Origin of the sequence: Streptomyces cadmiisoli (assembly GCF_003261055.1) — a bacterium.
Classification (GTDB): Bacteria; Actinomycetota; Actinomycetes; order Streptomycetales; family Streptomycetaceae; genus Streptomyces; species Streptomyces cadmiisoli.
In genome coordinates this window covers 1,463,622-1,488,237 of sequence record NZ_CP030073.1, presented here as the reverse complement: position 1 = coordinate 1,488,237, position 24,616 = coordinate 1,463,622, and the positions used below count along the sequence as shown (strand labels likewise).

Sequence of the window (24,616 nt, the reverse complement as noted above, 5' to 3'; positions counted from 1 at the left end):
CGGCGCTCAGACGGCAGGCGACCCGGACCGGAGGGCGGCGTCCAGCGTCGGCCGCGGCGGGAGCAGCCGGGACAGACCGGTGACCCGCAGGACGCGCAGGGTCGGCGGGTGGGTGCAGACGAGGTGGAGCCGCCCCTCGTGTGCGAGGACGCGCGTGCGGGCCCGGTACAGCAGGCGCAGTCCGGAGGCGTCGAAGAACTCGACGCCGCCGAGGTCGATGACGACGCGGGGGGCCGGACCCGCCGTCGCCTCGTCCAGGTGAGGCAGGATCTCCGCCGCGGAGACCAGATCGATCTCCCCGCGGAACTCCAGGACGGTGTGCCCGCGCTCCCGGTGGATGCGCAGGTGCCGGGTGAGCGGTGCAGCCTCGCGCGCCACGACGACCTCACCTCCGAGCGGCCCGGGAACCCTCAACTGGGGGCTCCACACTGCAAGTTACCCTCGCCTGAACGAATTTCAGCATGTTCGATTGACATATGTCATCGATTTGCAGCCGACTCCCTTCGCGGCGAGGGTCCTCGCAGGGCGGATCCGACCGGGAGCAGGGGGATCAGTCGACCACCAGGACCAGCTTCCCGGTGGTGCGGCCGGTGTCACCCAGCGCGTGGGCCTTCGCGGCCTCGCCCAGCGGGAAGGTGGCCGCGACGGACGCGCGCAGCTTGTTCTCCGCCACCAGGCCGGCGATGGCGTTCATACCGGCCCGGTCGGCGTCGACCAGCATCCGCAGGGCCCGCACGCCCAGCCGCTCGGCCTCCTCGTAGAACTCGTCCGACCCGACCGGCAGGATCGAGACGACCAGCCCGCCCGGGCGCAGCACGCTCAGCGAGCGCACGGAGGTCTCCCCGCCGACCGTGTCCAGCACGACGTCGACGTCGCGCACCGCCTCGCTGAAATCGGTCGTCCGGTAGTCGATCGCCTCGTCCACACCGATCTCGCGCAGGAAGTCGTGCTTGCCCGCGCTCGCCGTCCCGATCACGTACGCGCCACGGGACTTGGCGATCTGCGCCGCCACGTGCCCCACCCCGCCGGCCGCGGCATGGATCAGCACCCGCTGACCGGGCCGGACGTCGGCCGTCTCCACCAGGGCCTGCCACGCGGTCAGCGACACCAGCGGGAGTGCGCCGGCCTGCACATGGTCGACCCCGGCCGGCTTCGGGACGAGAGCGCGGGCGGGCACCGTGACGTACTCGGCGTGCGAGCCGTGCCCGAACGGGTAGGGCAGCATCCCGAAGACCTCGTCGCCCGGTGCGAAGCGGGCCACACCGACCCCCGTCTCCGCCACGACTCCGGACACGTCCCAGCCGAGGACGAAGGGCGGCTCGCCCAGGAAACCGCCGGAGGCGCGGTGCTTCCAGTCGGTGGGGTTGAGGCCCGCCGCCCGTACCCGGACCAGCACCTCGTTGGGCCTCGGGGCGGGCCGCTCGATCCGTACTTCCTTGAGGACCTCGGGCCCGCCGAGGACGTCCTGACTGATGGCTCGCATGGTGTTCACATCGCTCATGGTGCTTCAGCCTGCCGTGATCGGCCCGTCGGGAGAATGGCAGGATTGCCAACCTTCGATAGGATCAGGCCATGAGTGGCACACAGCGGGCGCATCGGGTCGCGGTTCTGGCGCTGGACGGGGTCTACCCCTTCGAGCTGGGCATCCCGAGCCGGATCCTCGGTGCCGCCGACGGCCGGTACGAGGTGCTGACCTGCTCCGTCGACGGCCGGCCGATCCGTACGAACGCCGACTTCACGGTCACCCCCGAACACGGCCCCGAAGCTCTGGAAACGGCCGACACCGTGATCGTGGCGCCGGTCGCCCCGCAGTACGTCACCCTCGACGTGCCCGGCGAGGTCACCGCGGCGCTCGCCCGGATCCGGCCGGGCACGCGCATCGTGTCCATCTGCACCGCCGCCTTCGTCCTCGCCGCGGCCGGACTGCTGGACGGGCGCAGGGCGACCACGCACTGGCAGGTCGCCGATGTGTTCCGGCGCGCGTTCCCGCACGTCGACCTGGACCCGGACGTGCTCTTCGTCGACGACGACCCGGTGCTGACCTCCGCCGGCGCGGCCGCCGGCATCGACGTCTGCCTGCACCTCCTGCGCAAGGACCACGGCAGCCGGCTGGCGAACTCCGTCGCCCGCCGCTGCGTGGTGCCGCCGTTCCGCGACGGCGGCCAGGCGCAGTACATCGAGCAGCCGGTGCCCGAGGCGGGCGCCGCGAGCACCGCCGCCACCCGAGAGTGGGCCCTGGCGCGCCTCGACGAACCGCTGACGCTGGCCGACCTCGCCACCCACGCCCGGATGAGCCGGCGCACCTTCGCCCGCCGCTTCAACGACGAGGTCGGCCTCAGCCCCGGGCGCTGGCTCATCCAGCAGCGCGTCGTCCGCGCCCGGCAGCTGCTGGAGACCAGCGACCTGCCCGTGGACCGCATCGCCGGTGAGGTCGGCTTCGCCACCGGCGCCTCCCTGCGCCAGCATCTGCACACCGCGATCGGCGTCTCGCCGCAGGCCTATCGGCGGACGTTCCGCACGGCGCGCTGACGGTCCGCCGGCGGGGCGGGCCCGGCCGCGTCGCCGGGTCGGCCGTCCCCGGTGGGCGAGGGCGTTCAAGAGCGATCGGAGCCGGTCGAGCGAGGGCTCGGGCGAGCGGCGTCGGCGGCTCCGGCCGACGACGGCGAGGCGACGCGGCGATGGACGTGAACCTGGCGGAGAGTGACGGAACCCTCACGTCCGCGCCCCCGCGAGGTTGATCCTTTAGGGTCCGAACCAGATAAGCTCCCTTTCTGCGCCGGGAGTTGACGTGTCCCCGAAGGTCGACTCGCGGTGCGTACTCAGGAGTGCGGTCCCCCTTGCACATCCCCCTGTGCACACCCACCCCCCGTTGTTCGTGTTGCTTCGAAGGACGCAGATGGAACTCGCCACTCCGCCACCGGCGGCGCGGGCCCCTGTCACCTGGTACAGCTGGTGGTTGATGCCGCTGGCGTTAGGAGGCGGAACCGTTGCCGCCACATTCATGAGCTCGGAACGAATAACCCCGGCCGTCGCCGGAGTCGCGGCGACGGCAGCCGGCTCCGTGTGCGTACGGATGCTGATCCGCACCCGGGCCCAACTGGGCCGTGCGGAAGGCACGTTCCGCACCTCGCAGGCGGAGCACTCGCAGCAGTGGCAGCACCATGTGGCGGGCCTGGAGCGCAAGCACTCCGCCGAGCGCGCCGCCCACGAGGCCCAGCTCGCCGAACTGTCGGCCGCCTACGAGTCGCAACTCGCCGACCGCTCCGCAGCCTACGAGGCGCGGCTGGCCGAACAGGCCGAGGCCCACCGCGCGCAGTCCGCCGAACAGGCCCTCGCCCACGAGACCCGGCTCGACGAGCGGACCGCGACCTGGCAGGAGCGACTGGGCCACCAGCAGCAGGCGGTGGCCGCGCTCGCCGAGGAGCAGCTCCCCGACGCGCTGAAGCGTCTGCGTGGCGGCGACGCCATCGACGACCTGCTGCCCTCCGTCGGCCAGTGCGCCAAGGTGGCCCCCGAACTCCAGGCCGATCTGCGCAAGGTGCTGCGGACCGCCCTGATCGGCGTCGAGGACGAGTTCAACCGCTCCACCTCCGCCGAACAGGCCGTGATCAGCATCGGCAACCGCATCCACGTGCTCACCAGCAAACTGCGCGGCAGGCTGCACGAGTTGCAGGGCGAGCACGGCCGGCTGCCCGCCGTGGCACGCGGTCTGATGGAGCTCGACCAGGCGATCGGCCCCGCCGACTGCCTCGCCGCCAGCATCGGTGTGCTCGGCGGCTCCGACCGCCCGGGCCGGCAGTGGCAGGAGCCGCAGCGCCTGCTCAGCGTGGTCCGCGGCGGTATCGGCCGGATCAAGGAGTTCCACCGCGTAGAGGTCCGCCATCTGCCCGAACTGGGCGTCGACGGCGGCCTGGTGGACCACCTCACGCTGGTCTTCGCGCACCTGCTGGACAACGCCACGCGCTACTCGCCCCCCACCGAGCCGGTCATCGTCTCCGGCAAGGAGGTGCCGAACGGCGTCGGCATCGAGATCCAGGACTCCGGCAAGGGCCTGAACGAGGAGAAGAAGCGCGAGGCCGAGGACGCGCTCGCCGGGACCGCGGCCGGTCCGGGCCTCGGCGGTGTCTCCGAGGACGCCAACATCGGACTGCGGGTCGTCGGAGCCCTCGCCCGCCGCTACGGCATCCGCGTCACCTTCGCCGACTCGCCCTGGCTCGGCACCTCCGTGGTCGTCGTCGTACCGCACAAGTACTTCAGCCCGCTCCCGGCGGCCACCGCCCCCGCGACGGCCCCGGCGGCCGCGGTGTCGGCCCCCGCCGGGGAAGCGGTCGACGATGCGCCGGCGGCCGGGTCCGGCGACCGCGAGGACACCACGCCCGGCGGGCTGCCGCGGCGCCGCGGCAGACGGAGCGGGGCGGCCGCGCCGGAACCGGCCGTTCGGACCGGCCGGAGCGGGGAGACGGCCGTCTCGCCCGTCCCGCCCGACAGATCCTTCGCCGGTCTGGCCGCGTTCGCCACGGCCGGCCGGGAGACCTCCGAGGAGACCGGGCCGTCCGGCGAGCGCGCCTCGTCCGCCGCACGCGAGTCCGCAGAGCACCGCACTGAAGAGAGCGACTAGTCCCCATGACGCAGCAGGGAACCGACGTGAGCTGGGCGCTCCGCGACCTGGTGGAGAGCATCCACGAGATCCGGTTCGCCCTGGTGGCCTCCAGCGACGGCAAGGCCATCACCTCCTACGGCGCCGACGACCCCGACGACGTGGACCGTTTCGCGGCCGTGGTGGCCGGCCTCCAGGCGCTGGCCCAGCCGGTCGCCGAGCAGTTCCCCACGTACGCGGGGCAACTGCGGCTGGCGATGATCGAGGTCGACGGCGGCCATCTCTTCGTCGTCCGCGCCGGCCTGGAGACGTATCTCGGCGTCCTGGCCCGCGAGGGCCTCGACCAGGGGCTGCTCGGACACCAGATGAGGGATCTGGCCCGCAGGATGGGCGAGCTCCTCGGCACCACTCCGCGCCTGGAGGAGCACTCTGGATGAGTGCTCCCCGCCGGCCGTCGGACCCGTCCGGTCTTGAGCGTTACTACGTCCTCACCGGAGGACGCAGCGGACCGGGCGGTTCGGCGTCGAGCCTCGACGTGGCGACCCTCATCGTCTCCGGAGCCACCCCAGCCCCGGGCATGCAGCACGAGCACGCGGAGATCCTCCGGCGCTGTCGCGAGCCGCTGTCGGTGGCGGAACTCGGCGCCCATCTCCAACTGCCCTTCAACATTCTCGCGGTGCTGCTGGCGGACCTGCTCCAGGCAGGCCGTGTCGAAGCCCGTGACCCCATACCGGCGCACGACGCCGGTCGCGGGCCCGACCTCGCGCTCCTTGAGGAGGTACTCAGTGGACTTCAACGGCTTTGACCAACCCGGCAGGACGGCGGCCGGGGACACCCGCTCGGTGAAGGTGATGATCGCCGGCGGTTTCGGCACCGGGAAGACCACGATGGTCCGGTCGGTCAGTGACATCAAGCCCCTCACCACCGAGGAGACGCTCACCCAGGCAAGCGCCGACGTCGACCGTCTGATCGGTGTCGCGGACAAGACGCAGACCACCGTCAGCCTGGACTTCGGCAAGATCAGTCTCAACGAGAGCCTGGTGCTGTACCTGTTCGGCACCCCGGGGCAGGAGCGGTTCTGGTTCCTGTGGAACGGCCTGTTCAAGGGCGCGCTCGGCGCGATCGTCCTGGTGGACACCCGCCGGCTGGCCTCCAGCTTCCGGGCGATCGAGGAGATGGAGCGGCTGGACGTGCCGTTCGTCATCGCGCTGAACGTCTTCCCGGACTCCAGGGAACACCCCGTCGAGGAGATCCGGGACGCTCTGGACATCTCCCCGCACACCCCGGTCGTGGCCTTCGACGCGCGCGACCGGGCCGCCAGCCGCGACGTGCTCATGGCCCTGATCCGCCACTTGAAGGAACGCTCCGTCGTCGCCGTGGAGTCCCGATGAACGAGCGGATCCCGGACGCCACCGGCACCTCGGGCGGCTGCCCCGTCGCGCACGGATCCGCCGACGTGACCCGTCTGTACGGGCCGGAGGCGGCGACGGACCCGGTCGGCATCTACGAGCGGCTGCGCAAGGAGCACGGTTCCGTCGCGCCGGTGCTGCTGGAGGGCGACGTGCCCGCCTGGCTGGTGCTCGGCTACCGCGACAACCGGCGCGTGCTCGACAACCCCCGCCAGTTCAGCCGGGACGCCCGGATCTGGCGGGACCGGCTGGACGGCCGGGTCGAGGAGACCTCACCGCTGATCCCGATGCTGGGCTGGCGGCCCGACTGCGTCTCCCAGGACGGCGAACCGCATCGCCGGCTGCGCGGCGCGGTCAACGACGGACTCCAGGCCGCCGCCGCCCGCGGTGTCCGGCGGCACGCCACCCACTTCGCCAACAAGCAGATCGACGCGTTCGCCGGCACCGGCCGGGCCGATCTCGTGGCGGACTACGCCGACCACCTCCCGATGCTGGTCCTCACCAGGATCCTGGGGCTGGCCGAGGGCGAGGGGCGCCGGCTGGTCGAGTCCTGTGCCCAGGTGCTGATGGGCGGCGCCGAGGCCCTGGCGCACAACGAGCGGATCGTGGAGATCCTCGGCGCCCTGGCCGAGCGCAAGCACGGCGAACCGGGATCGGACTTCACTACCGCCCTGCTGGAGCACCGCGCCGGCCTGGACATGGAGGAGGTGGTCAGCCATCTGCGTCTGGTGCTGATCGCCGCCCACACCACCACCAGCAATCTGCTGGCCCGGGTGCTGCAACGGGTCCTGACCGACGTCTCGCGGCTCTCCGGACTGGTCAGCGGGCAGTTGACCGTCTCCGCGGTGGTGGAGGAGGTCATGTGGGACTCCCCGCCGCTGGCCGTCATGCCGGGCCGGTTCGCCACCGCCGACCTGGAACTGGGCGGCTGCCCGGTCAAGGAGGGCGATCTGCTGGTGCTCGGCCTCGCCGCGGGCAACCTCGATCCGGAGGTCAGACCCGACGCGGCGGTGTCGGTCCAGGGCAACCAGTCCCATCTGGCGTTCAGCGCCGGGCCGCACGAGTGCCCCGGGCAGAGCATCGGCCTGGCCGTCATCGAGATCGCCGTGGACGTCCTGCTGCACCGGTTGCCGGGCGTGCGCCTGGCGGTGTCACCGGGGGAGCTGACCTCCACCGCCTCCACCTGGGAGTCGCGGCTGGACGGCCTGCCGGTCGAGTTCCCGGTCTAGTGCCGTGGCAGGCAACGTCTGCCCGTCGAGGAGCGGCGTCGTGGGGGCCCCTCCCGGTCGAGCGGAGCCGAGAGCACGCACCGGACGCCGCGGGGCCGCCCTTCGGGCAACGACAGGAATTTGACGACAGGCCCCAGTGCACCCGGTCGCCCGCCCGCCCGGTCTGCCGGCCGGGCGGGCGAACCGGGGGGTCACACCGCCAGCAGATCGTCCACCGAACCCCGCCCGGCCGACTCGGCCGTCGCCACGGGACCCTCCTTCGCCGCCGCGTACCTGCCGGTGGTCAGCGCCCACTCGTAGTTGCCGTTGATCCAGTGCTGGATGGCCTCCACGCCCATCCGGACCCGGGCCCGCTCGTCCTCGTCGAGGCCGAGCGCGTCGCACATCCGCGGGACCTCGGACTCCAGCCGCAGATACTCGTCGAGGCATTCGGTCGTCAGGCGGTACGCCTCGTCCGCCGCCGTCCGCCAGGAGCCGCCGCGCTCGCGGCGCAGCACGGCTATGAGGTTGTGGCCGTCCCCCCGGCGCAGTTCGCGCTCGAAGGAGTGGATGTCGTTCATGAACCCGATGGTGTCCGCGGCGAGGTCCCGCATCCGCTCCATCAGCGGATGCGCCATCGCCTGCGCCGGCACCTCGAAGCGCCGACTGCGCTCCGCGGCGTCGATGCTGTGGTGGATGCCGACCGTACGGCGCCGGAACGCGGTGTACGTGTCCAGGCCCAGCGACCCGGCCTGGCCCCGGGCCGCGAGGTCGACCTCCTCGCAGTGCGAGGCGAGGAAACGCCCCCAGGACGCGGCGAACCGTGAGCGCCATGTCAGGGACATGCCATCCGAGAGCCGTTCCCACACCTCGGTCCAGGCCAGGGTGATGGGGCAGACGACCCGGGGCCGGCTGCCCGCCGGGCGCAGCGGGGTCGCGATGAGCTCGCGCGCGACCTCCGCGATCCGATCGGCCCGGTCGGGCCGGCTCGCGTCGAACTGGTCGTCGAAGAGGAAGGCGAGGGAGAACCAGTTCATCAGGACGACCATGTCGTCCGCCGAGGCGTGGGGGTAGGTGCGGGCCGCGGCCTGCGGCAGGTCCCACGACCGGTACTCCTCGAACCCGGCCTCGCTGCGGACCAGTTCCCTCTCCCGCACCCAGCGCAGGTGCCGTTCGCGGGCGTACTCCAGGTGCTCGCTGACGGGGGTCTCGAAGGGGAGGTCGAACCGGACGTCCTGAGGCATGCGCTTCCTTTCGGGAGACGGAACGCAGAGTCCCCCCGCCCTGCGAGCGGACGGTCGCACGACCGCCCGCACACTCGAACTCGGCTTCCCAGTAAGAAAGTTGAACCGAGAAGCGGTACGAGACTGCCCAGAGCGTAAATGATCTACACCGAGGCCCGGCGGTGATCTGAGTTACTGCACAGGCCACTTGAGGCGCCTACAATCCCACGCCTCACTTCAGTCACATCGCGGACCGCGGGAGACCGGCGGGTGCCCGGGCATCGGGCGACGCGGCACGGGGAGCGGCCGGCGGCCGACTGAATCGGCCGGACCGGGATATCCGCAAGGTACAGGGCGGTCGGGGCGCGACGGATCCCGCGCCCCTGAACCTCGGAGGAGACATGACACTGGTGACCGCGGGCGTGCTGGTGCTCGACTGCGCGGAGCCCGAGAAGCTCGCCCACTTCTACAAGGAGCTGCTGGAGGCCGAGGAGACGGACGTGACCGCCAACCGCGTCGAGATCCGCAACGCCGACGGGACCCGGCTGGCCTTCCGGCGCGACGTCAACGCGACCCCGCCGAGCTGGCCCCGGCCGGAGAACTCCCTCCAGACCCACCTGGAGTTCGTGGTCGGCGACCTGGACGCCGCGGAACGCCGGGTCGTCTCGCTCGGCAGGCGCCCGATCGACACGAAGGACTCCATCGGGCCCGTCGAGGAGCGCGGCTACGCCGATCCGGCGGGGCACTCCTTCACCCTCCGCCGGGTCCTGCCCACCGCGCCCAAGCAGGGCTGAGTATCCGATCAGTCCCGGCCGCCCCGGTCCGCGGCCGGCCACACACCGGTCGAGCGCTGGATGGCCTTCGCGCCCGTGCGGTCCACCGCGCTGCGCACGGCGGCGAAGATGGCGCCCTGGATCGCGGCGGCCAGCAGGATCTCCCCCCAGCCGCGGTCCGGGTCCAGCGCGTCCGGGGCGTCCTCCTCGTGGCGCAGCGCCATCCAGGTCTTGCGGAAGGCGAGCCCGGCCAGTGCCCCGCCCGCGTAGCCCAGCACCCAGCCGATCGGCTGGTAGGTGAGGGGGAGTTTCTTCCTCTTGATCTTCTTGGCCACCGTGGTCTCCTCGGTTGTCGGTGTTCGGGTGTCGCCGGCCGGGTTCAGGGGCGGCCGGAGGCCGGTACCTCCTCGCCCCGGCTGACCGGCCCCGGAGGTGTGCCGTCCCCGAACGGCCGGCCGCCGAGTTCCTCGCGGTGATGCGGGGTCAGCCAGCCGGACAGGTCCGGTCCCATCGGCACGATCCGACTGGGGTTGATGCCGGTGTGCACCTCGTAGTAGTGCCGTTTGATGTGGTCGAAGTCGACGGTGTCGCCGAACCCGGGCGTCTGGAAGAGATCGCGGGCGTACGCCCACAGCACCTGGTTCTCCGTCAGCTTCCAGCGATTGCACTTGAAGTGGCCGTGGTAGACCGCGTCGAACCGGACCAGCGTGGTGAACAGCCGGATGTCCGCCTCGGTGATCGTGTCGCCGACCAGATGGCGCTGCCGCCGAAGGCGTGGCGTCAGCTCCTCCAGCCGCCGGAAGACGTCCGAGCAGGCGGCCTCGTACTCCGCCTGCCCGGTGGCGAAGCCCGCTCGGTAGACACCGTTGTTGACGTCCCGGTAGACGCCCGCCATCACCTCGTCGATCTCGTCGCGCAGCCGCTCCGGGTACAGATCGGGCGCGCCCTGCCGGTGCAGCGCGGTCCACTCGGTGGCGAGGTCCAGGGTGATCTGCTGGAAGTCGTTGGTGACCAATTGGCCGGTGGGCACGTCGACGACCGCCGGCACGCTGACCCCGCCGGGGTAGCCGCTCTCGCGTCTGTCGTAGGCCTCGCTGAGGAAGCGGATGCCGAGCACCGGGTCCCGGCCGTCCGGGTAGGGTCCGAAGTGCCAGCTGCGGCTGTCCTGGAGGGGGTCGGTGACCGCCATGGACAACGCGTCCTCCAGGCCCAGCAGCCGCCGGGAGATCACCGCCCGGCTCGCCCACGGACAGGCCCGGCTGACCACCAGCCGGTACCGTCCCACGTCCACCGGCCATCCGTCGCGGCCGTCCGCGGTGATCCGGTCCGCGAAGTGGCTCCTGGAACGCCGGAAGGGCTTCCTGCCGTAGGTGCTGTCGCCGTCGCCCCCGCCGCTCATGACGGTCTCCTTCCCTGCCGTGGACACGTCCGGCCGATCCGCGGTGCGAAATCGCGGAAGTCCCGGGTTCCCCGAGTTCCCCCGTTTCCCGGCCAGGCACGGGTGCGATCCGTGACGGTCACGGCGGTCGGCGGGCCGGGCGGCCACGGCGAGGAACGCTGCGGGCCCCGTACCAGCTGAGAGAACGGGCGTCGCCCAGGGCCTGCGTGATCCCGCCCTGCGCACGGTGGTCGCGTAGACGGCACCGCGGTGATCGGTGCGACGCGCGCGCCCCGGCGGTGCATGGCACTGCCCATGGCCACCGGCCGGGTGGCGTGGGAGGCGTCGGCCTCCATGGCGATCGGTGTGCCGCTCGGGTACGTCGCCTACTGCCTGGGCAAGGAGGCGCGCGCCCGGCCGATCGGTGAGGCCGCGGACCCGCGGACGGGCCTTCCCCGACGTGACCGACCGGCCCGCGCGGGAGGCAGGGGAGAGCCCCGCCGCGACGGGGGAACGCGGCGGGGCCTGAGGTGCGGGTGCCCGCGGCGGCACGCTTCATGCGCGCCGGCCGGAAAAATCCGCGCGGATTTCCCGCGGCCGCGGATCAGGGCCTCCAGCTCACCGTCACCGACCGGGTTCACCGTCACCGACGATCCCGCCGTCACCGACGATCCCGCCGTCGTCGGCCGGCACGGCGGCGTCCGCCGGTCCCGCGCAGAGGCCCGTGACCGCGCCGCCGAGACCGCCCCGCGCGGCCTCGGCCTCGGCGACGGTCAGTCCCCGTCGACCGGTTCGAGGACGAAGACCGGGATCACCCGGTCGGTCTTCTCCTGGTACTCGGCGTACGGGGGGTAGGCCGCCACGGCCCGCTCCCACCACTGCGCCTTCTCCTCGCCGGTGACCTCGCGGGCCCGCATCTCGCTGCGCACCGGGCCGTCCTGGAGGTCGACCCGCGGGTCGGCCCTGACGTTGTGGTACCAGACCGGGTGCTTGGGCGCTCCGCCCAGCGAGGCCACCACGGCGTACTGCCCGTCGTGCTCCACGCGCATCAGCGGGGTCTTGCGGATCTTGCCGCTCTTGGCGCCCCGCGTCGTCAGCAGGATGACGGGCAGCCCGGTGTCCAGGAGGGTCGTTCCCTCGGTGCCGCCGGAGCTCTCGTAGAGCTCCACCTGATCGCGCACCCACTTCGTCGGGCTGGGCTCGTACTCACCCTCAAGAGGCATGACAACCGTCCCATCGTCGCGTACCGGAGCCGTACAACACGGCTCACCAGCACCGAGGTTAAGCACGGGATGCCGGTTCGCTCCACACCGACAGACCCTTGCGCACCACTATCACCTGGCGAGTCGTCCGTCGCCGTGTGCGCCGCCGCGCCGGGCCGGGTGCCGGGTGTCAGTGGGCCTCCAGCAGCAGCCGGGCCCCTTCGCGGGCCTGCGCCGCGGGCTCCACGCTCCCGGAGAACCCGGCCGTGGTCATGGCACCCTCCGCCAGCAGGAACAGCGGTTCGGTGAGCGCGGAGGGCAGTCCCGCGTCGGCCACCAGAGCGCCGAGGTAGTCGTGGAACGCCCGCTTGTGCGCCCGGACCTGGTCCACGACCCGGTCCGAGACGGCGCCCAGCTCGCCGTGGGCGTTGATCCAGGCGCAACCGCGGAAGTCCTCCTCGGCGAACCACTCCCGCAGCCAGTCGTACACCGCCAGGACACGCCGGCGCGGGTCCTCGCGCTCCGCCACGAACGCGGCGAGCCGCTGCCGCCAGCGCACGTCCCGGCGGGCGAGATAGGCCTCGACCAGCAGCTCCTTGGCCGGGAACAGCTGGTACAGCCGCTTGAGCGAGACCCCCGAGGCGGCGCGGACGTCGTCCATGCCGACGGCGTGCACCCCACGCCCGTAGAAGAGGCGTTCCGCGGCGTCCAGCGCCCGGTCCCGGGCGGCTTCGCTGTCCATCGAACGGCCTTTCCTTGACGGGAGAACCAGCGTTCTCCTACCGTAGCAGACGGAGAGAACGCCCGTTCTCCCGATGGTGCGACAAGGAGCCGATCATGAACGAACGCCCGCCGCTGCCGCCGTTCACCCGTGCGACCGCCGCGCAGAAGGTGCAGGCCGCCGAGGACGCCTGGAACACCCGCGACCCGCACAAGGTCGCGCTCGCCTACGCGCCGGACTCGGTCTGGCGCAACCGCGACACCTTCGTGACCGGCCGCGCGGAGATCGTCGAGTTCCTGACCGCCAAGTGGCAGCGGGAGCGGGACTACGCGCTGCGCAAGGACCTGTGGGCCTTCGACGGCAACCGCATCGCGGTCCGCTTCCAGTACGAGTGCCGCGACGCGGACGGGCAGTGGTGGCGGTCGTACGGCAACGAGCTGTGGGAGTTCGACGAGCACGGCCTGATGACCCGGCGCGAGGCCAGCATCAACGACGTACCCGTCGACGAGGGCGGCCGTCGCCTCTTCGGCCCGAGGCCGGCGGCCGAGGCGGGGCGCTCCTTCCCCCTTGAGTAGGGTTCCGGCGTGACACAACAGGGCGGGAAACCCTTCCTCTACGTCGTCGTCTGCGCCGCCGGGATCGCCGCGGACGTCGGCACGCTGATCACCGCCGCACAGGAGCGGGACTGGGAGGTCGGCGTCATCGCGACCCCGACCGCGACCCGCGGCTTCTTCGACACCGCCGCCGTGGAACTCCGCACCGGCCGGCCCATCCGGTCCGCCTGGCGCACCCCCGCCGAACCGCGCCCCTTCCCGCCGCCGGACGCCGTGGTCGTGGCACCCGCGACGTTCAACTCCCTCAACAAATGGGCGGCCGGCACCGCGGACACTCTGGCGCTCGGCACGCTCTGCGAGGCGTACGGCCTCGGCGTGCCCATCGCCGTCCTGCCGTGCGTCGCCGACGCGCTGGCCGCGCATCCGGCCTACCGGGACAGCCTGATCCGGCTGCGCGGCATGGGGGTGCGTTTCGGCGAGCCCTACTCCGGTGAGCCGGGGGAGGACGGCCGGCGGCCGGAGTTCGGCTGGCAGCGGGCGCTGGACCTGCTGGAGCGCTGAGGCCCGCCGCGCGGGGCGGTCGGGAGCCACCGGACGGACCCCGGACGAGAGCGGGGAGCACGGGTTGGAGCGCACACCAGGACGTACGCTCTGCCCGGACCTCACCCAGACGGCAGGAGCAGCGACGATGCAGTACGTGAAACTCGGTTCGACGGGCCTGGACGTGTCACGGATTTGCCTGGGCTGCATGACCTACGGAGTCCCCGACCGGGGCACGCACGAGTGGACCCTCGACGAGGAGGCGTCACGCCCCTTGATCCGGCAGGCGCTGGAGGCCGGGGTCACCTTCTTCGACACCGCGAACGTCTACTCGGACGGCACCAGCGAGGAGATCGTCGGCCGGGCGCTGCGCGACTTCGCGCGCCGTGACGAGATCGTCCTCGCGACGAAGGTGCACGGCCGGATGCGGCCCGGCCCGAACGGCGGCGGCCTCTCCCGCCAGGCGATCATGACCGAGATCGACCACAGCCTCCGGCGCCTGGGCACCGACTACGTCGACCTCTACCAGATCCACCGCTGGGACCCGCACACGCCCGTCGAGGAGACGATGGAGGCGCTGCACGATCTGGTCAAGGCGGGCAAGGTGCGCTACATCGGGGCGAGTTCGATGTACGCCTGGCAGTTCTCCAAGGCCCAGTACACCGCGCGGCTGGGCGGCTGGACGCGGTTCGTGTCGATGCAGAACCACTACAACCTGCTGTATCGCGAGGAGGAGCGCGAGATGCTGCCGCTCTGCGCGGACCAGGGCGTCGGCGTGCTGCCGTGGAGCCCGCTGGCCCGCGGCCGGCTCACCCGCGACTGGGGCACCACGACCGGGCGCAGCGCCACGGACGGCTTCGGCAGCCGCCTCTACCCGGAGGGCGACCGCACCATCGTCGAGGCCGTCACCCGGATCGCGGGCGACCGCGGCGTGCCCCGCGCCCAGGTGGCCCTGGCCTGGCTGCTGCGTCAGAGCACGGTGGCGGCACCGATCGTCGGCGCCGGCCGGCCGGGGCACATCGAGGACGCCGTGGCCGCGGTCGAACTGGAGCTGACCGACAAGGAGATCGAGGAACTGGAGCGGCCCTACACCCCGCACCCGGTCTCCGGCCACTGACGGCCCGCCCCGGTGCGCGGGGAACGTCCCGGTCAGTGCGGTCCGCGCGGCGCGAACTCCGTCCCGCACGGACCGCCGCCCTCGCTCAGCGGCAGCGGCACCCGTTCCGCGTCCATCGTCAGCGTCCGGTAGTGGCGGTCGATGCGTTCGGCGGAGCGGCCCACGTAGTGGCCGATGAAGGAGCGGCGGAACCGGTCCCCGGAGCGGTTGGGCTCCGAGCCGTGCACCAGGCTGCCGTTGAAGAACAGCACGTCGCCCGGTTCCAGATCGACCGGTACGGGCGTGAGGCCGGGCGGCGGCGGCACGTACTCCCGGGCGAAGGACACGTCCGGGTCCGCCTCCTCCGGACAGAAGACGTCCATCCGGTGGGTGCCGGGCACGACCTCCAGCCCGCCGTTGTCCCGGTCGATCACGTCGCAGGCGACCCAGGCGGCCACACACGTCCCCGGCTCGACCCGCAGATAGAAGTTGTCCTGGTGCAGCGCCTGGCCGCGGGCGCCGGGCGGCTTGAAGTAGAACATGCTCTGCGCGGCCAGCACCTCCTCGCCGAACAGGGACTCCAGGACCTCCCGCAGGCGCGCGTCCAGCAGGAACCGCAGCGCGAGCGGATTGACCTCGTGCGGGTGCATCACCCTCGGGTACGCCGCCAGCGGATCCGCCGCGGCACCGGGCACGGCGGCGCGCGGCTCGAAGTGACCGGGCACCGGCCCGGCCGCGTGCAGCGCCGCGAACTCGCCGCACAGCCGGTCGATCTCGTCGTGTGCGAACAGGCTCCGTACGACCGTGAAGCCGTCCTCCTGGAACTGTGCGAGCCCCTCCTGGGTCAGGATGGGAGAACCGGCGGCGCCGATGTCCGTGGCTGTCATGCGTCCACTCCTCGGTGAGGTGTCCCTGGTCCATCACGCTAGGCCGGCATGCGGTCCGGGAGGATGCCCATGAACGCTGACCGGTTGCCCGGGACTGCCGTCGGCGGCGTGCCGTCACCGCCGCCCGGGCTGGTGGTGGTCGGTCACTTCGACCAGTGTCCGGGCTACCGCGTGGAGCGGCCACGCGGATCGGACAGCTGGCTGTTCACCTGGACCACCGGTGGGCAGGGCGCCCTGCGCCAGGGCCGTGCCGAGACGCGGGCGGACCCGGGGCAGCTGGTGGCGCTCGCCCCCGGGGTCCGCCAGAGCTACGGCGTGGCGCCCGGCGCGCGAAACTGGCGGTTCTGGTGGGCGCACTGCCGGGCGCGGCCGGGCTGGTCGTCCTGGCTGCGCACGTACGGTGCGGGGGACGGCGTGTACGTGGTCGGTCCGGTCCCCGCCGGGCTGCACGGCCGGGTCGAGTCGGCGTACCGGCGCATGCTCGCCGACGCCCGCTGGACGGGCGCGGAGGCACCGCCCGTGAGCATCCCCGCGGACGACCGGGTCGCCGTGGCCCATGGCACCGCCGCCCGTGAGCTCGCGCTCTGCGCCCTGGAGGAGGTCGTCCTGCTCTCGGCCGCCGCCGCGCGCACCCCGGCCCCGCCGCCGGGTGTGGACGCGCGCGTACGCCGGGCCCAGGAGCTGATCGCCGCCGACCCCGGCGCCCCGCACACGGTGCGTTCCCTGGCCGCCGCGGTCGCCCTCTCACCCTCCCGGTTCGCCCACCTGTTCACCGAGCAGGCGGGCCGGTCGCCGATGCGGGAGCTGCGCGAGGCGCGGCTGCTGCACGCGGCCCGGCTGCTGGAGAGCACCGACCTGTCCGTGGAACGCGTGGCCGCGGCCTCCGGCTTCGCCAGTCCGTTCCACTTCAACCGGGTGTTCCACGAACGCCACGGCACACCGCCGGGTGCCTTTCGCGCCCGGCACCGGTGACCCGGACGGCGCGCCGATCCGCTGCGTCACGTCCGGCGCGGCGCTCCCGCCCGGACCCGGCTGCCACGGCACGCCTCCGGCGCCCGGCACCGCCGAACCGCACCGCGCCACCACGGGGCCACCCCCGGCCCCGTCACCCCTCAGGTCCCGACCGCATGCAGCGACACCCACAGCGCCACCACCGCCGCGGCCAGCGCGGACGGCACCGTGAGGAGTCCGAGACGGGTGAAGTCGCCGAGGCCCACGCGGTGGCCGTGGCCGTGCATCAGGCGCCGCCACAGCAGGGTGGCCAGCGATCCCGCGTAGGTCAGATTGGGGCCGATGTTCACCCCGAGCAGCACCGCGAGGACCGCGCCGGGCCCGGCCGGGGCGGCCAGCGGCAGCAGGACCAGCACCGCGGGCAGGTTGTTGATGAGGTTCGCGAGGACGGCGGCCAGCGCCGCCAGACCGAGGAGCGCCGGCAGCGAAGTCCCGTCGGGCAGCGCGAGGCCGAGCGCGTCGGCGAGACCGTTGTCCACCACCGCCCGGACGATCACGCCGAGCGCGAGCACGAACGCCAGGAAACCGGGTGCCGCGGCCCGCACCACCGTGCGCGGGGTCGCCTGGCGCCGGGCGAAGGCCCGCACCGCCAGCACCAGCGCACCGGCCGCGGCGACCCACGCCGGATCCACCCCGAGCGCCGACGCCACGACGAACCCGGCCAGTGTGCAGCCGACCGTGACCAGCGCGAACACCGGAAGCCGGGGAGCTTCCACGGCGTCCGGCACGACGGGTGCCGCCGCGAGGTCGGCGGCGAAGAAGCGCCGGAACACCAGGTACTCCACACCGATCGCGACCAGCCACGGCAACGCCATCAGAGCGCCGAACCGGACGAAGCTCAGCCCGCTCGCCGCGAACGCCAGCAGATTGGTGAGATTGGAGACGGGCAGCAGCAGCGACGCCGTGTTCGACAGATGAGCACAGGCGTACAGGTGCGGCCGGGGCCGGACGCCCGACCGGGCGGCGGTGGCGAGCACCACCGGCGTCAGGAGCACCACCGTCGCGTCCAGACTGAGCACCGCCGTGACCACGGAGGCCAGTGCGAACACCGAGGTCAGCAGCCGTCCGGGCCGGCCGGAGGCGCGCCGGGCCAGCCAGGCGCCGCACGCCCGGAACAGGCCCTCGGCGTCGCAGAGGTGCGCGAGGACCAGCACCGCGGCGAGAAAGCCCACCACCGGCCCGAGCCGTTCCGTCTCGGCGAGGGCCCGCTCCGGTGAGATCGCCCCGACCGCGACGACCAGCCCCGCCGCGGGAACGGCGGCCAGCGCTTCGGGCAGCCCCGCCGGGCGGGCCACGGCCCACACGAGGACGGCGGCGAGCAGGAGGACGGACAGTGTCTCGGCGAGCGCGGTGTTCAGGGCTGGTTCCTCGGTGCACGGATGTTCGGACGGAGCCCGTCCAGCAGACCAGCCGAGGGTAAGAGCCGGGTGAGGACGAGAGGTCAGGCTCCGGTACCCGGCTGGAACACCGTGACGGAGACCTCCGACTCGCCGCCCGAGACCGGCACCTCCTCACCGGTCCACCGCACCGTCAGCGGGTCCCGTTCGTCGGGCGGGGTCACCAGCAGCGCGGCCGGCGCCGCGGTGCGGGCGCCGCTGATCTCCGGACTGGCGTACGACAGCCCCGCCCAGGCGCTCTCACCCGGTGCCAGCCGGACCGTGACGGGGGAGTCGGGGACGCGCCGGGGGTCGGGCCCCAGCTGCTCGCCGGCCGCGTCGAGGAAGGCGGCCCCCGGGTGGCCGTACAGGGTGCAGACCCGGGAGGAGGCGTTGGTCAGGACGACCGGGAAGTTGCGCTGCCCGGCGCCCGGGTTGTTGCGGCCCACCGACGCCCGCAGCTCCCAGGTGTGGCAGCGGGTGCCGGGAGCCGCCTCGGGCGAGGTGGAGGCGCTCGCGTCGCTCGGCGGACCGGATGCCGCCGGATCCGCGGCGGAGGTGCCCGCGCCGGGCTGCCGCGGTGCCTGCGCGGGCGGGGCGGCGGTGCCGGGCTGCGGCCGGCCGCTCGTCGTGCCGTCGGCGCCGCCGCAGCCGGTCAGCAGGCTCAGCGCCACCAGGCCACCGGCGAGGAGCAGGGCCCGGTGCCCGGCGGGGGAGGGGTGTGCGGACGGGGATGCGTGCGTCATGGTCCTCGGCACTCCCGGACATTCGCCGTGCTGTGCGTACGGAGTGTTTGTGCCCGGTCCCGGGCGGCCGATGCGCGCCGGGGCACGGAATGCGTCACGGCTCGTCCAGCAGCCCGATCTCCGCCCAGATCGTCTTGCCCTCGGGTGTGTGCCGGGTGCCCCACCGCTGGGTGAGCTGGGCCACCAGCAGCAGCCCCCGGCCACCCTCGTCCCAGGTCTTCGCCCGGCGCAGGTGCGGCGCGGTGTGGCTGGCGTCGGACACCTCGCAGATCAGCGTCGCCGCGTCGTGGATGAGGCGCAGCCGGATCGGGTGCGAGCCGTAGCGGATGGCGTTGGTGACGAGTTCGCTGACCACCAGCTCCGTCGTGAAGGTGGCCGGCGCCAGCCCCCAGGTGTCGAGCCGGTCGACGACCTGTTTGCGCAGCGGGGCGATGAGCGCGGGATCGGCGGGGATGTCCCAGGTGGAGACCTGCGAGGCCGGCAGCCCCCGGGTGCGCGCCAGCAGCAGCGCCACGTCGTCGCGGGCGCCCCCGCTCGGCAGCAGGGTGCGCAGGATCCGGTCGCAGGTCTCGTCCAGCGACCCGGCCGGACCCGACATCGCCTCGCGCAGGAGGCGGTGCCCGGATTCGGTGTCCTGGTCGTGGCTCTCGATCAGCCCGTCCGTGAAGAAGCCCAGCACGGTGCCCTCGGGCAGCCGCAGTTCGGCCGCTTCGAACGGCAGGCCGCCCAGGCCCAGCGGGGGACCGGCGGGCAGCTCGACCTCGTGGGCCGTGCGGCCCGGCGACAGCATGATCGGCGCGGGATGGCCGGCCCGCGCCAGGGTGCAGTGCCGCGACACCGGGTCGTACACCGCGTACAGGCACGTCGCGCCGACGTCACCGGCGCTGTCCTGGTCACCGCCGGTCTCCGCCGACAGCCGCAGGACCAGGTCGTCGAGGTGGGTGAGCAGTTCGTCCGGGGGCAGGTCGATGTCGGCGAGCGTGCGTACGGCGGTGCGCAGCCGGCCCATGGTGGCCGAGGCCTGGACGCCGTGGCCGACGACGTCCCCGACGACCAGGGCGACCCGCATTCCGGACAGCGGGATCACGTCGAACCAGTCGCCGCCCACTCCGACCCGGGCCGCCGGGAGGTAGCGCGAGGACACCTCCAGGGCGGCCGTGCTCGGCAGTGACTGCGGCAGCAGGCTGCGCTGCAGGGCGAGGGCGGTCTCGCGTTCGCGGGAGAACCGGCGGGCGTTGTCGATGCAGACGGCGGCGCGTGCCGTGATCTCCTCGGCCAGCAGCCGGTCGTCGGTGCTGAAGGGGGCGGTGCGGCGGAAACGGGTGAGGACCGCGACGCCCAGCGTGGTGCCGCGGGCGCGGATCGGCACGGACATCGTGGAGTGGACGCCGTACTCCCTGACCTGCTGCACCCGGAGCTCGTTCCGGTTCAGCCAGGGGGTCGGACCGGCCGAGGGCACCGACGCGACGGTCGTGCGGCCCGACACCAGCGAGTCGGCCTGGGGCGAGGTGACGGGGTAGACGTCCAGGTGGCCCGGCTGCACCACGGCCCCGGGGCCGGCCGGATCGACCGACCGGTGCGCCGCCCTGCGCAGGACGACCGGCGCGGCCGGCGGCACGGTGAGGGGCTCACCGCCCGGCGACGGCGGATCCAGCAGGTCCACGCTGACGAAGTCGGCCAGGGCGGGGACGCAGACGTCCGTGAGCTCCTGGGCCGTCCGGGTGACGTCGAGGGTGGTGCCGATACGGACGCTGGCCTCGTTGACCAGTTGGAGGCGCTCCCGGGCCTCGTACTGCTCGGTGAGGTCGTGGACGGCCATGCAGACGCCCTGCACCAGGCCGGCCTCGTCGGTCACCGGGGCCACCCGGGCGAGCCAGGCCTGCCCCCAGCCCTCGTCGCCGAGCGGCACGTACGCCCGCACGTCGTGCCCCCGGCCGCTGGCGAGCACGGCCTGCATGTGCCGTTCCACTTCTTCGCTCTGCGGTCGTCCGCCGATCTCCGAGTGCCGCAGACCGCGCACCCGCTCCTCGGAGACGCCGAACAACTCGGCCATGGCCGGATTCAGTCTGCGCAGACGCAGTCGCCTGTCGTAGACGGCGATGGCGCACGGGGACTGCGTCAGCCCGACCCGGCCCAGCGGATCGTCCGGCGACGGCGGCTGCCGGTCCTCCATCGGGGTGAGGACGATCCAGTGCGCCGGCCGTCCGTCCTGCGGGTCCCGGTGGTGGGCGAGCACCCAGACGGACACCGGACCGCCTCGTCTGCGCCGCAGGGCCACCACGCCGTTGCGGCGGACCCCCTTCGTCACCCTCGGCCTCTCCTCACCCCCGTCGACGAGCAGGTTCGTCACGGGGCGGCCGATCACCTCGTCCGCGGTCCAGCCCAGCAGCCGGCGCGCGCCCTCGTTCCACTCGACCAGAGTGCCGTCCTCGGCGATGACGGCCCGCGCCGTGGCGGCGTCGTCGAACGGATACTCCGGTCTCATCCTGGCCACTTCCTCGCGCGCACTCCAAGTGAACGAGCGGGTCACTTCCGTTCCAGACTAGTGCGTGACGCTCATCGGCGGACCGGTCGCGCGAGGGCCCCGGGAGGGCCTGCGAGAGCCCGCGAGGGTGTGCTGGGGGGCGGTGGTCAAGGGAGACATCCGGCCGATCCCGGGCTCGCGGCACACGGGTCGCTCACGCCCCTTGACGAACTCGTGTGGCCCGCCGTCAGAATCTGTTCGGTCACGATCAGTTGTGAGTTCTTCTGGGCCCCGATGAGGGAGATCCGCCATGACGGTCACACGCAGATCGGTTCTGATCGCCGGTACGGCAGCCCCCGCCGCCGGGGCACTGGCGGCCGCCCCGGGCGCGCAGGCGGCAGGATCCGCCGAGCGGGTCACCGGCCGCCGCACCGTCCCCCTGCGCGACGGTTGGCGCTTCGCGCTGGTCGACCCGGGCGGCATCGCGGACCCGACCGGCGCCTACGCCGACGCCGCCGACCCCGGCTACGACGACTCGGCCTGGCGCCGGGTCGCCGTACCCCACGACTGGAGCATCGAGCAGACCCCCACCACCGACCACGGCACCACCAGCGGCACCGGCTTCCTGCCCGGCGGCCTCGGCTGGTACCGGCTCGCCTTCACCCTGCCGCCCGCCTACGCCGGCCGGCGCGTCTCGGTGGAGTTCGACGGCGTCTACATGGACTCGTCCGTCCACTGCAACGGCCACGAGGTCGGCCGGCACCCCTACGGCTACACGGGTTTCGCCTTCGACCTCACCGACCTGCTGCACACCGACGGCACCACCGAGAACGTCCTCGCGGTCGAGGTGCGCAACCAACTGCCCAGCAGCCGCTGGTACTCGGGCAGCGGCATCCACCGCGAGGCCCGGCTCGTGGTCACCGACCCCGTGCACGTCGCCCGCTGGGGCACGTACGTCACCACCCCCGAAGTCACCGCACGGCACGCCCTGGTGCGGGTGCGCACCGACGTGGTCGACGCGGCCGGCACCGCGGAGCGGGTCGAGATCGTCTCCCGGATCACCGACCCCGACGGCCGCACCGTCGCCCGCACCTCGTCCACCGTGGAGATCGCCGACCGCGCCGGCGCCACGCACGAACTGACCGTCGACCGCCCCCGGTTGTGGGACTTCGCGACCCCGCAGCACCGCTACGACCTGGTCACCGAGGTGCGGGTGGGCGGCGAGACCAGGGACACCCATCACACCCCGTTCGGCATCCGCACCTTCCACTGCGACCCCGACGAGGGCTTCCACCTCAACGGCACCCACACCAAGCTCAGGGGTGTCGACCTGCACCACGATCTGGGCGCGCTCGGCGCGGCGACCCAGGTGGACGCCGTCCGCCGGCAGTTGGAGATCATGAAGTCGATGGGGGTCAACGCCCTGCGCACCTCCCACAACCCGCCCTCCCCGGAGGTGATCCGGGTCTGCGAGGAACTGGGCGTCGTGCTCCAGGTGGAGGCGTTCGACTGCTGGCGGACCGGCAAGAACCGCTACGACTACGGGCGCTTCTTCGACGAGTGGTGCGAGACGGACACCACCGAGATGGTCCACGCCGCACGCAACTCGCCCGCCGTGGTGATGTGGTCCATCGGCAACGAGATCCCCGACTCCACGTCCACGGCCGGACTCGCCATGGCCGACCGGATCATCGCCGCGCTCAAGGCCGCCGACGACACCCGCCCGATCGTCATCGGCTCCGACAAGTACCGCCGGCTGCCCGCCAAGGGGTCGGCGGCCGACCTCATGCTGGCCAAGCTCGACGGGCTCGGACTCAACTACAACACCGCCAAGTCCGTCGACGCCCTGCACGAGGCCTACCCGCATCTGTTCCTCTTCGAGTCGGAGTCCTCGTCGGAGACCTCCACCCGCGGCACCTACCAGGAGCCCGAGCGCCTCAACACCGGCGAGAACCACACCCCCGGCAGGCGCGCCACCTCGTCGTACGACAACAACCTCGCCTCCTGGACGATGAGCGGCGAGTACGGGCACAAGAAGGACCGCGACCGGAAGTGGTTCGCCGGGCAGTACCTGTGGTCGGGCATCGACTACATCGGGGAACCCACGCCCTACGACGTGTTCCCGGTCAAGGCGTCCTTCTTCGGCGCGGTCGACACGGCCGGGTTCCCGAAGGACATGTACCACCTGTTCAGGAGCCAGTGGACGACCGAGCCCATGGTCCATCTGCTGCCGACGACCTGGAACCACACGGCGGGCGAGACGGTGGAGGTCTGGGCCTACTCCAATGCCGCCACCGTCGAGCTGTACCTCAACGGGACGTCGCTCGGTGTACGGCGGTTCGACACCAAGACGACGACCGACGGCCGGACCTACCTGGAGACCACCGAGCCCACCGGCGACGACAAGACCTTCACCGACGGCCCGTACCCCGGCAGTTACACCAGTCCGAACGGCTCCGCGGGTAAACTGCACCTGACCTGGCGGGTGCCGTTCGAGCCGGGCGAGCTGAAGGCCGTGGCCCGCGCCGGCGGCCGGGTGGTCGCCACCGACGTCCTGCGCACGGCCGGTGCCGCCCACGCGGTGCGCCTCACCGCGGATCGCCGGTCCGCGCCGGCCGACGGGCGCTCACTGGTCTTCGTGACCGCGGAGATCGTCGACTCGCGCGGTGTCGTGGTGCCCGACGCCGAGCACCTCATCGACTTCGACGTCACCGGCGGCCGGCTCGCCGGGCTCGACAACGGCCGCCAGGAGAGCGCCGAGCGCTATCAGGCCCGTAACCGCACCGCCTTCCACGGCAAGGCGCTGGCGATCGTCCGCGCGGGCAGCGAGCCCGCGACGCTGGAGGTGACCGCGCGGGTGCGGGGCCTGCGGAACGGGACGGTACGCGTACGCACGACGCCGGCCGGGTCGGCGGCAGGCACGCCCGCACCGGAGTTCGCCCCGGACCACCCGGCGCCCCCGGACCACCCGCACGCCGACGCGAGCTACTCCGGCCGTCCCGACACGCTGCCCGCCGCCGTGCTCGACGGCGACCCGGCCACCGGCTGGTCCAACGGCTTCCACAAGGCGGCCACCGCCCTGCTGCCCGCCTTCGACGGGGCCCGGCCCGAGGACTGGGTGTCCGTCGACTGGGGCAGGGCCAGGACCTTCGAACGGGCGGAGATCTGGTTCACCGCGGACGCGGCGCACAGCCTGCCCGCGGCGGTCGTGGCCGAGGTATGGGACGGCCGCCGGTACGTGCCGGTCGAGGGCGCCGCCGTCGAGTGGGCGACCGCCTCCGACACGCCCACCGTCGTCACCTTCGAGCCGGTCCGCGGTTCCCGGTTGCGGCTCACCCTCACCAGCCGGTACCCGGGCGAGGCCCGGGGCGCGGTGCGGATCAGCAGGCTGGAGGCCCCGGCCCGCTGACCACCGGGGGGAGCCGGTCCGG

Annotated in this window: 23 protein-coding genes and 1 pseudogene; 13 read left to right on the top strand and 11 right to left on the bottom strand. The window is 72.9% G+C overall.

Annotation, left to right across the window (positions count from 1 at the left end; translation table 11 throughout):
* Positions 1-6 precede the first annotated feature (6 nt).
* The gene (locus tag DN051_RS06160; protein WP_079000406.1) at positions 7-378 is read right to left on the bottom strand and encodes an anti-sigma factor antagonist; all 372 of its coding nucleotides are present in this window, start codon (positions 376-378) and stop codon (positions 7-9) included.
* Positions 379-550: 172 nt separating this feature from the next.
* Positions 551-1,501 carry an NADP-dependent oxidoreductase gene (locus DN051_RS06155; RefSeq protein WP_112438178.1) on the bottom strand — a complete coding sequence of 317 codons (951 nt, stop codon included), beginning with the start codon at positions 1,499-1,501 and terminating at the stop codon, positions 551-553.
* 71 nt (positions 1,502-1,572) lie between these two features.
* Between DN051_RS06155 and DN051_RS06150 the strand changes: the two genes are divergently transcribed.
* The 6 genes from DN051_RS06150 to DN051_RS06125 all read left to right on the top strand — a co-directional run bounded on the left by DN051_RS06150 (position 1,573) and on the right by DN051_RS06125 (position 7,235).
* The gene (locus DN051_RS06150; RefSeq protein WP_053757103.1) at positions 1,573-2,529 is read left to right on the top strand and encodes a GlxA family transcriptional regulator; all 957 of its coding nucleotides are present in this window, start codon (positions 1,573-1,575) and stop codon (positions 2,527-2,529) included.
* Between the two features lie 367 nt (positions 2,530-2,896).
* Positions 2,897-4,618: an ATP-binding protein gene (locus tag DN051_RS06145; RefSeq protein WP_053757102.1), complete on the top strand. Its 1,722-nt coding sequence runs from the start codon at positions 2,897-2,899 to the stop codon at positions 4,616-4,618.
* A 5-nt stretch (positions 4,619-4,623) separates the two neighbouring features.
* A complete protein-coding gene (locus DN051_RS06140) occupies positions 4,624-5,034 on the top strand; it encodes a roadblock/LC7 domain-containing protein (RefSeq protein WP_053757101.1) in 411 nt (136 codons plus the stop codon).
* On the top strand, positions 5,031-5,402 hold the full coding sequence (locus DN051_RS06135) for a DUF742 domain-containing protein (protein ID WP_053757100.1): 372 nt from the start codon (positions 5,031-5,033) through the stop codon (positions 5,400-5,402). Before DN051_RS06140 ends, DN051_RS06135 begins: the two co-directional genes overlap by 4 nt.
* On the top strand, positions 5,383-5,988 hold the full coding sequence (locus DN051_RS06130) for a GTP-binding protein (protein WP_053757099.1): 606 nt from the start codon (positions 5,383-5,385) through the stop codon (positions 5,986-5,988). Before DN051_RS06135 ends, DN051_RS06130 begins: the two co-directional genes overlap by 20 nt.
* Positions 5,985-7,235: a cytochrome P450 gene (locus DN051_RS06125; protein ID WP_053757098.1), complete on the top strand. Its 1,251-nt coding sequence runs from the start codon at positions 5,985-5,987 to the stop codon at positions 7,233-7,235. The genes DN051_RS06130 and DN051_RS06125 overlap by 4 nt, the downstream gene beginning before the upstream one ends.
* Before the next feature lie 191 nt (positions 7,236-7,426).
* Here the strand turns inward: DN051_RS06125 and DN051_RS06120 are convergent, their stop codons facing one another.
* Positions 7,427-8,458: a 7-epi-alpha-eudesmol synthase gene (locus tag DN051_RS06120; protein ID WP_053757097.1), complete on the bottom strand. Its 1,032-nt coding sequence runs from the start codon at positions 8,456-8,458 to the stop codon at positions 7,427-7,429.
* A gap of 380 nt (positions 8,459-8,838) precedes the next feature.
* On the opposite strand from DN051_RS06120, the gene DN051_RS06115 reads away from it, so the two are divergent.
* Positions 8,839-9,231: a VOC family protein gene (locus DN051_RS06115; RefSeq protein WP_112438177.1), complete on the top strand. Its 393-nt coding sequence runs from the start codon at positions 8,839-8,841 to the stop codon at positions 9,229-9,231.
* Positions 9,232-9,239: 8 nt separating this feature from the next.
* Here the strand turns inward: DN051_RS06115 and DN051_RS06110 are convergent, their stop codons facing one another.
* Together DN051_RS06110 and DN051_RS06105 are read right to left on the bottom strand one after the other, a co-directional pair.
* Positions 9,240-9,545, bottom strand: coding sequence for a DUF4235 domain-containing protein (locus tag DN051_RS06110; protein ID WP_053757095.1), 306 nt, complete (start codon positions 9,543-9,545; stop codon positions 9,240-9,242).
* Positions 9,546-9,589: 44 nt separating this feature from the next.
* On the bottom strand, positions 9,590-10,609 hold the full coding sequence (locus DN051_RS06105; RefSeq protein ID WP_112438176.1) for a glutathione S-transferase family protein: 1,020 nt from the start codon (positions 10,607-10,609) through the stop codon (positions 9,590-9,592).
* A gap of 187 nt (positions 10,610-10,796) precedes the next feature.
* Here DN051_RS06105 and DN051_RS46370 point away from each other — a divergent pair.
* A pseudogene (locus DN051_RS46370) lies at positions 10,797-11,117 on the top strand (hypothetical protein); the annotation flags it as partial.
* 244 nt (positions 11,118-11,361) lie between these two features.
* On the opposite strand, the gene DN051_RS06095 reads toward DN051_RS46370, so the two are convergent.
* Together DN051_RS06095 and DN051_RS06090 are read right to left on the bottom strand one after the other, a co-directional pair.
* Complete coding sequence (locus DN051_RS06095) at positions 11,362-11,811, bottom strand: nitroreductase family deazaflavin-dependent oxidoreductase (protein WP_053757093.1); 450 nt, start codon at positions 11,809-11,811, stop codon at positions 11,362-11,364.
* Between the two features lie 169 nt (positions 11,812-11,980).
* Positions 11,981-12,532, bottom strand: a complete 552-nt coding sequence (locus DN051_RS06090) for a TetR/AcrR family transcriptional regulator (RefSeq protein ID WP_053757092.1) — start codon at positions 12,530-12,532, stop codon at positions 11,981-11,983.
* 95 nt (positions 12,533-12,627) lie between these two features.
* Between DN051_RS06090 and DN051_RS06085 the strand changes: the two genes are divergently transcribed.
* The 3 genes from DN051_RS06085 to DN051_RS06075 all read left to right on the top strand — a co-directional run bounded on the left by DN051_RS06085 (position 12,628) and on the right by DN051_RS06075 (position 14,722).
* On the top strand, positions 12,628-13,086 hold the full coding sequence (locus DN051_RS06085; RefSeq protein WP_112438175.1) for a nuclear transport factor 2 family protein: 459 nt from the start codon (positions 12,628-12,630) through the stop codon (positions 13,084-13,086).
* A gap of 9 nt (positions 13,087-13,095) precedes the next feature.
* On the top strand, positions 13,096-13,626 hold the full coding sequence (locus DN051_RS06080) for a flavoprotein (RefSeq protein ID WP_112438174.1): 531 nt from the start codon (positions 13,096-13,098) through the stop codon (positions 13,624-13,626).
* 127 nt (positions 13,627-13,753) lie between these two features.
* On the top strand, positions 13,754-14,722 hold the full coding sequence (locus tag DN051_RS06075; protein WP_053757089.1) for an aldo/keto reductase: 969 nt from the start codon (positions 13,754-13,756) through the stop codon (positions 14,720-14,722).
* Between the two features lie 32 nt (positions 14,723-14,754).
* On the opposite strand, the gene DN051_RS06070 is transcribed toward DN051_RS06075, so the two are convergent.
* Positions 14,755-15,588 carry a phytanoyl-CoA dioxygenase family protein gene (locus tag DN051_RS06070; protein ID WP_112438173.1) on the bottom strand — a complete coding sequence of 278 codons (834 nt, stop codon included), beginning with the start codon at positions 15,586-15,588 and terminating at the stop codon, positions 14,755-14,757.
* A 69-nt stretch (positions 15,589-15,657) separates the two neighbouring features.
* Here DN051_RS06070 and DN051_RS06065 point away from each other — a divergent pair, with 69 nt between their 5' ends.
* Positions 15,658-16,560 carry a helix-turn-helix domain-containing protein gene (locus DN051_RS06065; protein ID WP_112438172.1) on the top strand — a complete coding sequence of 301 codons (903 nt, stop codon included), beginning with the start codon at positions 15,658-15,660 and terminating at the stop codon, positions 16,558-16,560.
* Between the two features lie 140 nt (positions 16,561-16,700).
* Here the strand turns inward: DN051_RS06065 and DN051_RS06060 are convergent, their stop codons facing one another.
* From DN051_RS06060 to DN051_RS06050, 3 genes are all read right to left on the bottom strand, one after another.
* Positions 16,701-17,957: an SLC13 family permease gene (locus DN051_RS06060; protein ID WP_112438171.1), complete on the bottom strand. Its 1,257-nt coding sequence runs from the start codon at positions 17,955-17,957 to the stop codon at positions 16,701-16,703.
* 83 nt (positions 17,958-18,040) lie between these two features.
* Positions 18,041-18,721: a DUF4232 domain-containing protein gene (locus DN051_RS06055; protein ID WP_053757085.1), complete on the bottom strand. Its 681-nt coding sequence runs from the start codon at positions 18,719-18,721 to the stop codon at positions 18,041-18,043.
* A 94-nt stretch (positions 18,722-18,815) separates the two neighbouring features.
* Positions 18,816-21,206, bottom strand: a complete 2,391-nt coding sequence (locus DN051_RS06050; RefSeq protein WP_112438170.1) for a SpoIIE family protein phosphatase — start codon at positions 21,204-21,206, stop codon at positions 18,816-18,818.
* A gap of 289 nt (positions 21,207-21,495) precedes the next feature.
* Here DN051_RS06050 and DN051_RS06045 point away from each other — a divergent pair, with 289 nt between their 5' ends.
* Positions 21,496-24,594 carry a glycoside hydrolase family 2 TIM barrel-domain containing protein gene (locus tag DN051_RS06045; protein WP_112438169.1) on the top strand — a complete coding sequence of 1,033 codons (3,099 nt, stop codon included), beginning with the start codon at positions 21,496-21,498 and terminating at the stop codon, positions 24,592-24,594.
* Positions 24,595-24,616 lie beyond the last annotated feature (22 nt).

Excerpts from the sequence above, each read along its gene's own strand:
- DN051_RS06095 (WP_053757093.1), bottom strand. The coding sequence starts at position 11,811 with ATGCCTCTTGAGGGTGAGTACGAGCCCAGCCCGACGAAGTGGGTGCGC.
- DN051_RS06155 (WP_112438178.1), bottom strand. The coding sequence starts at position 1,501 with ATGAGCGATGTGAACACCATGCGAGCCATCAGTCAGGACGTCCTCGGC.
- DN051_RS06145 (WP_053757102.1), top strand. The coding sequence starts at position 2,897 with ATGGAACTCGCCACTCCGCCACCGGCGGCGCGGGCCCCTGTCACCTGG.
- DN051_RS06050 (WP_112438170.1), bottom strand. The coding sequence starts at position 21,206 with ATGAGACCGGAGTATCCGTTCGACGACGCCGCCACGGCGCGGGCCGTC.
- DN051_RS06125 (WP_053757098.1), top strand. The coding sequence starts at position 5,985 with ATGAACGAGCGGATCCCGGACGCCACCGGCACCTCGGGCGGCTGCCCC.
- DN051_RS06075 (WP_053757089.1), top strand. The coding sequence starts at position 13,754 with ATGCAGTACGTGAAACTCGGTTCGACGGGCCTGGACGTGTCACGGATT.
- DN051_RS06065 (WP_112438172.1), top strand. The coding sequence starts at position 15,658 with ATGAACGCTGACCGGTTGCCCGGGACTGCCGTCGGCGGCGTGCCGTCA.
- DN051_RS06055 (WP_053757085.1), bottom strand. The coding sequence starts at position 18,721 with ATGACGCACGCATCCCCGTCCGCACACCCCTCCCCCGCCGGGCACCGG.
- DN051_RS06115 (WP_112438177.1), top strand. The coding sequence starts at position 8,839 with ATGACACTGGTGACCGCGGGCGTGCTGGTGCTCGACTGCGCGGAGCCC.
- DN051_RS06150 (WP_053757103.1), top strand. The coding sequence starts at position 1,573 with ATGAGTGGCACACAGCGGGCGCATCGGGTCGCGGTTCTGGCGCTGGAC.
- DN051_RS06120 (WP_053757097.1), bottom strand. The coding sequence starts at position 8,458 with ATGCCTCAGGACGTCCGGTTCGACCTCCCCTTCGAGACCCCCGTCAGC.
- DN051_RS06090 (WP_053757092.1), bottom strand. The coding sequence starts at position 12,532 with ATGGACAGCGAAGCCGCCCGGGACCGGGCGCTGGACGCCGCGGAACGC.
- DN051_RS06070 (WP_112438173.1), bottom strand. The coding sequence starts at position 15,588 with ATGACAGCCACGGACATCGGCGCCGCCGGTTCTCCCATCCTGACCCAG.
- DN051_RS06135 (WP_053757100.1), top strand. The coding sequence starts at position 5,031 with ATGAGTGCTCCCCGCCGGCCGTCGGACCCGTCCGGTCTTGAGCGTTAC.
- DN051_RS06105 (WP_112438176.1), bottom strand. The coding sequence starts at position 10,609 with ATGAGCGGCGGGGGCGACGGCGACAGCACCTACGGCAGGAAGCCCTTC.
- DN051_RS06140 (WP_053757101.1), top strand. The coding sequence starts at position 4,624 with ATGACGCAGCAGGGAACCGACGTGAGCTGGGCGCTCCGCGACCTGGTG.
- DN051_RS06045 (WP_112438169.1), top strand. The coding sequence starts at position 21,496 with ATGACGGTCACACGCAGATCGGTTCTGATCGCCGGTACGGCAGCCCCC.
- DN051_RS06085 (WP_112438175.1), top strand. The coding sequence starts at position 12,628 with ATGAACGAACGCCCGCCGCTGCCGCCGTTCACCCGTGCGACCGCCGCG.